The following is a 1,312-nucleotide window of genomic DNA, read 5'->3' as shown; positions in this document are numbered from 1 at the left end:
TTCATTGTATAATAATTTATCGTTATAAATTTGCATAAACATTCAACATCAAAGTGTGGAATAAGACCGAGTTTTCATTAGTCATAAAGACCGTGAATCATGTTCTGTCCCCACACTTTATACATCAGAAACCGGATAGTTCAATGGGCTTTTAGACCCCGCATTCGCAATGATGGCTCATGATGTACAGATGTTGTTTAAAAAACATTCAGACCATGACTTACGTTGGAATCGATGTCAGCAAGGCGACTTTCGTTGTCGCTTATTCGTCAGCAAAGACAAGTAAAACGAAAACATTTAAGAATACCGTAAAAGGTATTCATGAGTTCGTCCAAACCATTTCAGCCGCCGAACATCATTGCGTGCTGGAAGCAACAGGCAATTACAGCGCGTTGCTCGTTTATCTGCTTTCAGAGGCGGGTATCACCGTCAGTCTGGAGAATCCTCTGAAGATAAAAAACTTCGCACGTGTCATGCTCACTGTCACCAAGACGGACGAGATTGACGCCCGCCTGATAGCCTTGTACGGTGAGAGAATGCAGCCGACTCCTTACAAGCTACGCAGTGACTCGATTCTTGTCTTAAAGCAGAAGCGAACGGTTCTACGGCAACTCAAAAAACAACTTGTAGCCACACGCAACCTTAAAGGTTCAATGGAAGTTCTGCCTCATTTCGACCCTGAATGCAAGAAAACCATTGAAAAAACAATTGGTTTCCTTGAAAGGCAAATCAAGGCTATGGAGGAAAAACTCGCTTCGTTGGCACAGGGCGAATACAAGAAACAAATGGATCTGCTCACCTCCATCAAAGGTATCGGTGTCACTCTGGCAACCGCGCTCATTGTAGCTACCGGCGGGTTCACATACTTTGATAACGCCAAGCAGCTTACCCGTTATTTGGGCTTGTCACCTACTTACCAACAATCCGGCACGTCAGTCAATGTCAAAGGTCACATCAACCGAAACGGGGATTCAAACCTTAGAAGCCAGCTCTATGTGGCGGCTTTCTCTTCTCTCAGGTCTAATACCGAGTGTAAGGCCTGTTTCGACCGTTTACGGTCTAACGGCAAGCCCGGTAAGGTGGCGGTCATTGCGGTCGCCAACAAACTCGTAAGGCAAGCCTTCGCAGTAGTCACTCACGGAAAGCCCTATGTCGATGGATTCAAATCTGAAAAGCCATAACAGCTCCTGCGGAGGGAACGCCATGCGGCAAGGGGCTGAGCTGTCAGCCCCGACGAGCTTTCCATGCACGATAAATTGCATAATCATGCTAATTATCGTTAACCGTATTCAATTTTCTTATTATAGTTCAT

General features: G+C 45.5%; 1 protein-coding gene. It reads left to right on the top strand.

Going from position 1 to position 1,312, the window contains the following annotated elements; genetic code table 11:
• Positions 1–215: 215 nt before the first annotated feature.
• Positions 216–1,181, top strand: coding sequence for an IS110 family RNA-guided transposase (locus tag NBH16_RS23235; protein WP_122370517.1), 966 nt, complete (start codon positions 216–218; stop codon positions 1,179–1,181).
• The last annotated feature ends 131 nt before the right edge of the window (positions 1,182–1,312 follow it).

The sequence above is a fragment of the Parabacteroides sp. Y3-G-102 genome, from assembly GCF_023656845.1.
Classification (GTDB): domain Bacteria; phylum Bacteroidota; class Bacteroidia; order Bacteroidales; family Tannerellaceae; genus Parabacteroides; species Parabacteroides distasonis.
Note: the sequence above shows the minus strand (reverse complement) of the source record. Positions and strands in the feature narration are given on the sequence as shown.

Bases quoted from the DNA above. Each gene is read 5' to 3' on its own strand.
- NBH16_RS23235 (WP_122370517.1), top strand. From the start codon at position 216: ATGACTTACGTTGGAATCGATGTCAGCAAGGCGACTTTCGTTGTCGCT.